This window comes from Rhodococcus sp. A14, assembly GCF_011603105.1.
GTDB lineage: Bacteria > Actinomycetota > Actinomycetes > Mycobacteriales > Mycobacteriaceae > Rhodococcus_F > Rhodococcus_F opacus.
Genome location: NZ_JAAOQS010000205.1, coordinates 1 through 5,397, shown reverse-complemented (window position 1 = coordinate 5,397; position 5,397 = coordinate 1). Strand labels below are relative to the sequence as shown.

Annotated in this window: 4 protein-coding genes and 3 pseudogenes; 4 read left to right on the top strand and 3 right to left on the bottom strand. The window is 66.3% G+C overall.

From position 1 onward, the window contains the following. Window positions 1-81 precede the first annotated feature (81 nt). Window positions 82-456, bottom strand: coding sequence for a hypothetical protein (locus G9373_RS44460; protein WP_240961135.1), 375 nt, complete (start codon window positions 454-456; stop codon window positions 82-84). A gap of 181 nt (window positions 457-637) precedes the next feature. On the opposite strand from G9373_RS44460, the gene G9373_RS47485 reads away from it, so the two are divergent. Together G9373_RS47485 and G9373_RS44450 are read left to right on the top strand one after the other, a co-directional pair. Continuing rightward, complete coding sequence (locus tag G9373_RS47485) at window positions 638-997, top strand: PAS domain-containing protein (protein ID WP_167121167.1); 360 nt, start codon at window positions 638-640, stop codon at window positions 995-997. Between the two features lie 428 nt (window positions 998-1,425). Then, on the top strand, window positions 1,426-1,584 hold the full coding sequence (locus G9373_RS44450; protein WP_155756124.1) for a hypothetical protein: 159 nt from the start codon (window positions 1,426-1,428) through the stop codon (window positions 1,582-1,584). 928 nt (window positions 1,585-2,512) lie between these two features. On the opposite strand, the pseudogene G9373_RS44445 reads toward G9373_RS44450, so the two are convergent. Beyond that, window positions 2,513-3,317: pseudogene (locus G9373_RS44445) on the bottom strand (GvpL/GvpF family gas vesicle protein). Further along, a complete protein-coding gene (locus G9373_RS44440) occupies window positions 3,314-3,643 on the bottom strand; it encodes a hypothetical protein (RefSeq protein ID WP_005574026.1) in 330 nt (109 codons plus the stop codon). The pseudogene G9373_RS44445 and the gene G9373_RS44440 overlap by 4 nt, the downstream one beginning before the upstream one ends. Window positions 3,644-3,806: 163 nt before the next feature. Here G9373_RS44440 and G9373_RS44435 point away from each other — a divergent pair. Together G9373_RS44435 and G9373_RS44430 are read left to right on the top strand one after the other, a co-directional pair. Beyond that, window positions 3,807-4,705, top strand: a pseudogene (locus tag G9373_RS44435) (serine/threonine-protein kinase); the annotation flags it as partial. Window positions 4,706-4,909: 204 nt separating this feature from the next. After that, window positions 4,910-5,269, top strand: a pseudogene (locus G9373_RS44430) (IS21 family transposase); the annotation flags it as partial. Window positions 5,270-5,397 lie beyond the last annotated feature (128 nt).

Sequence of the window (5,397 nt, the reverse complement as noted above, 5' to 3'; positions counted from 1 at the left end):
CCCGCTGCACAGGGTCTACCTCGAACAACCCACCATCATCGAGATCATCAGGCACGCCCCATCATCTCGCATACCCGACCATCACCCGAACACCCCGCCCGGCGTGTTACCGACCCACGCTCCTAGGGGCCTCTCGATTGCCAATGCGGGAGGGCGGAGCATCACGACGTACACCTTGTCGTGGCACCGGATCGCGCGAACGTAGTTCCGTCGCTCCTTGCCACTCTTGCGACCGGTCGTCGTGAGCACCCCGTGCCCATGGGGTGTGGAGATAGCGAAGATCCGGAGCATAAGCGCGCTGAGGATGCGACCATCCCTGGCCGATTTCAGCAGCCGTCCGTGCTTAGGTACTTCGCGGATAGCCGCGGCCCGGATCGCGGCGGCACGAACGGTCATCGCTTCATCACCTGATGTGGAGCCGTTGCTCGGGGCCTCCGTCATCTCCAGCCTCTTCATGTCCTCCGCAGTGTTCTGATCAGCATCGCAGATCATCCTTGCCTGTCGCACCCGATGCCCGCACGGGCATCGGCACGGCCGGCCCGCTCTGTGATTGCTGAAGAAATGCCAGGGAATTGAGACTGACTGCGGTGCCGTGCCGTGAGAGAAGTAATAGATACGCAGGTCACAGCGTCTGAAAATGCCACTGGGAGCGAGACCCTACAACCGCACTGGGTTTCCTCGAAGGACTCCCGCGTTGGTGCTGCTGGCCCGGCTCCCGGTCCCGGTGCTTCCCCTCCACCGGGACGGTCACGTCGTGCACGTCAATTGGGCATTCGAGGACATGCTGGGCTATCCGCATGATGCGCTTTCGGGGCGTTCGATACACGATCCGGTCCCGACAGTGTCCCCCCCCGTGGCCGGCTGCGGAGGATCTGCGGCACTCGGCGGGCAAGGTCGTGACCCTCACGCACCGTGGCGGTTCTACCGTGCGGGCGGCGATCAGCAAGTCCGTGCTGGAATGGGAGGAAGACCCGGTTCTGATCGTCCAGCTCTGTAATCAATCAACCGGCGGCTACCGCGTAGGCCGTCGCCAGTGCCGCGCCAGGAACTCCTGCGGACCGCACCGCGAATGCTCCGAGCCCGGATCGCCGGGCCAACCACGAACGTTTACGCTGCTGAGTTCCTTCATCGGTCGAGGTGGCGTGTGCAGCGACCTGATATGTACGCCGGTTTGTCAAGGACGCAGGGCGAGGCGGCGTCCAGGACCGTCGTCGTGGGCGCCGCCTCTGTGGGCCCGGTCGATCTGGGTTGGTGGCGAGCGTGTCGGTTTCGACGCGTGGTCAACTCGCGTACGGCCCAGCATGTAACCGGCACCCACGGCCATGGCCACCTGACCCTTGCTTGTCATCGCCCAACCCCTTGTTGTCGAGAAGATGTGGTGCACCTCGGCGCCGGCGTCGGCGAAAAGGATGGGGGCCGTGGTCGGTGGGTGGTGCCTTCGTTCCCGCCGACTACCCCGGGACCGCGACGCTCAATCTGCGCGAAGCCTCGAGTTCCGGGAGGGCGGAGGCGAACTCGCCGTCGTATTCGGCGAGCAGTTCGTTTCGTCACCGCGTCACGATCGGACAGGACCGCACCGAATGACCGTGGGGTCTGCCGGCCCTCGGGATACCCGCGTACCGCGGTTGTCTGTGGGTACCCGCTGAGTACGCTGCCCGCGCCGCGAAGGCGGACCGGGCATCCAGCCCCGCTCCGGCCGCCGAACCCCTTCGGCCGGCGGGGCGCCCCGTCGCGAGCGACCGAGGTCGAGTGCTCGCCCACCCCGACCTCGGCCGCGCGCGGCCCCGACCGTCGTAACGTCGTGGATCACGCAAATATACGAGAAGCACATGCACCGAATTTGACGTCACCCCCATTTCCTAAATCGATTGCCCAGCAACATTATGGGCGGTTGTCAATTTTCATAATGTGAGAAATTCGCTTTTCGCGAAACGCTCCTCGGCCCCGAGCGCGATAGGCATCGCAAGCGGGGATCGACGATCCCGTGGATTCATCACGAGGAAAGGCGTGAATTCTTATGGGTTCTGCAGGAATCGACTTCACCCTCGCGTTAGAGGTAGGTGGCTGAGCGCCGCCTTCGGCGGCGGCATCGGACCGAGCTGACCGACCGAGTAATCAGGCCGCAGTGGCCCGGCTCACCAGGGGCAGCCGGGCCACCGCCCTGATCAGCACGATCACCGGCCCGGTCCCCCAGTCCCGACCGCCATCCTCGGCCGTGAGGTGAGGCTCGGTCTGCGGGGATGCTCGGTCGGCGGGCGCGCAGTCGAGTCGAAATTGCCACGCCGAATCGGGCCGGCCGAACACGGAATAGCCTTGCGCGAAGCGTGGTTCGAGAGTGTGGGCCTCGTAATGTGTACTCGTGATTTTGCCAACATCGGATATCCGAGGGTCCCGTGTCTGCATATTCATCTGACCGTGCACGAGAGTGATCGGTCTCGGAAATTCCCGGCCGCAGCATGGACAAAGGAGGTGAACACAGACTCTTCGGATCCTGCACGCCGGAGATCTTTCGTCAGTCCTCCGGCTTTGGTCTCACCACAAAGTCGTAGGGGGCCATGGGGCCGAGGATGCGCATGGTGACCCGGTTGTCCCAACGCGCGGCCAGGTCTCCGACCGTCTGCTCGAGTTCGTCTTGCCGGTCGACCTCGAGGAGAATCGCGATCTGGACTGCATCCTCGTCGTGGGTGGGTTCGCAGACGGTGACGGTGTCGGTCAGCGGTGACAACGCCTCGAGAGTGATACGGGTGTCCATCTCCCGCTTGGCCTCGAGGCTGTGGCCGATGAGCTCGCCCAGAGCAATCCGGGCATCGCGGGTGCGCTCCTCGGGCTGGCCCCGGATCGACTCGAGCAGTGCGGACGCCTTCGGACTCTCGTCGACGATCTCCCGCACGATGCTCTCCTCGACGTAGCGGCCCTTGATCATGCACTGGGCGAAGCCCTCGAGTTCGCCGAGTGGCGGAGGCGAACTCGTCGTGATGTTCGGCGAGCAGTTCGTTGACAACGGCGTCGCGGTCGGACACGACGGCACCGAACCGCAGCGGCAGCACCGGGGCGACGTGTGAGGTGCCATCGAGGATGCGGGCGTGGGCCTGCAGGTCCGCGGGGGTGCCGAGCCGGTCGTCCGGGTCGATCTCGCTGACCAACGCCGCGGTGTCACCATGGGTGACGATCCCGATCGGGGCGTCGTGAATGCCGGTGGCGTCCTCTTCCGGTTGCACGTCCGCGGGCACGATGGCGTACACGTAGATCACGGCTGCCGCAGCGCCCTCGTCGATGTCGGTGACCTCGGTGTCGTGGGTATCGTCGGTCGAGGTCATTTCCGCCTCCGACGCGGTGCCGGTTCGCGTTCGCTCGCGGATCCGCCGAGCAGCTCACCGAGCGTCTCCCCCACGCCCTCGAGGACGCCCTTGGTCTTGGACTTCGTGCTGCCGCTGCCCTTGACATCGGACACGAGGTCGGACAGGCCCTTCGGTTCGCTGCCGATCGCCAGCCGATTCGCCGCCTCGGCGAACCGCAGGTAGGTATCGACGCTGGCGACCACGATGCGGGCGTCGATGGTGAGCAGTTCGATACCGACCAGCGAGTGGTCGCAGGCGACCCGGACCGGAACATCGACGTCCACTTCTTCGGTGATTGTGCTCATGCCCCTCGCGTGCCCGCCTCTCACCGATCCCACACGGAAGACGAACCGGTCGCGAGCACTCGGTGGCCCTGGGTGCCCACAGCGTGTGGCGTGGCCAACGGGCAAATGCCGGTAGGTGGCGGCGCGGTTACCGGGCGGTGGCCGCGCCCATTAGCGTGAACGTATGCCCGGGTCGGTGGTTCTCGCAGGTCGGTATGAGCTGCGTGAGGTGCTGGGCCGCGGCGGAATGGCCGACGTGTACGACGGGTGGGATCATCGCCTGGCCCGGGCTGTCGCGGTGAAGGTGCTGCGCCCGGAGATGGCCTCAGAACCGCAGACCCGGCGGCGTTTCGAGTCCGAGGCGCGCCTCGCCGCGACGCTGAACCACCCGAACGTCGTCGCCGTACACGACAGCGGCGACGACCACGGCGCCCCGTACATCGTGATGGAACGCCTGCCCGGGCGGACCCTGCTCGACGACCTCCTCGCCGGCCCGCTCCCCGCCCCGCGAGCCCGGACGATCCTCACCCAGACCCTCGACGCCCTGGGGGCCGCACACGCGGCGGGAATCCTGCACCGGGACATCAAACCGTGCAACATCCTGTTCGACGCCGACGGAACCGTAAAGGTCACCGACTTCGGCATCGCCAAGAGCGCCGACACCGACCACACCACCGCTGGAGAGGTCCTCGGCACCGTCGCCTACCTGAGCCCCGACCGCATCACAGGGAAACCTGCCTCGGTAACCGATGACCTCTACGCCGTCGGTGTCGTCGGCTACGAAGCCCTCGCCGGCCACCGCCCCTACACCGGGGACACAATCCTGTCGCTGGCCCACGCGATCGTCCACGGACACCACGAGCCGCTCACCGCGGTACGCCCCGACCTCGCCCCGACACTGACCACCGTGATCGAGCGCGCCCTCAGCCCCGACCCCAGCAACGGTTCGCCACCGCCACCCAGATGCGCGCGAGCCTCGCGAACCCACGCACGATGCCGCCGCCCCCGACCCAGGTGGTCACCTCCATCCCAGCCGCCGCTGTTCCCCTCGGTCCACCCGCACAGCCGCGCCGGTCACCCGGTGTGCCAACGGACACGTCAGACTCCTTGTAGGCGGTCAGTTCGCTCCGGTTGGGCGGACACGGTTTCTCCGGATCAGTGGACACGAGAATTCCGGGTCGGCGGTCACGAAACAGCTGATTGACACGCTGGCGTAAATACCGGGCGGGGTTCCTTCGCCCGAGTTGGCTTGGTTTGCCGCGCAAACCAACCGACCGAAGGAACCCCATGACCAAGTGTGCCAGGGAAGTGATGGAGATCTTGGAAGCCTACGACCTGACTCAGTGTGCGCATTCGGCGGCGCAGCTGGTCGGGTGCGACGAGAAGACGGTGGCCCGGTATGTCGAGCTCCGCGACGCCGGCAGTGACCCGGCCGAGCGTGCGCGCCGCGCACGCTCGATCGACCCCTTCCTCGGGAAGATCGAGGAGCTGGTGGAGGCCTCACAGGGCCGGATCCGGGCGGACGTGGTGCACGACAAGCTCACCGCGATGGGCTTCGACGGCACCGACCGCACCACCCGCCGCGCGGTCGCCGAGCTCAAGGCGACCTACCGGGCCGGGCACCGCCGGAAGTATCGGCCCTGGATTCCTTCTCTGAACTAACGGCCAGGCGCCGTTCCTGCTGTTGGTGGCGACTATTGGTCATGCTCCTGGCTGGTGGGAGTGGTCGGGTGGTGTGGGGTTGTCGCGGTGCGGCCGGCGAGTTCGCGGAAGCC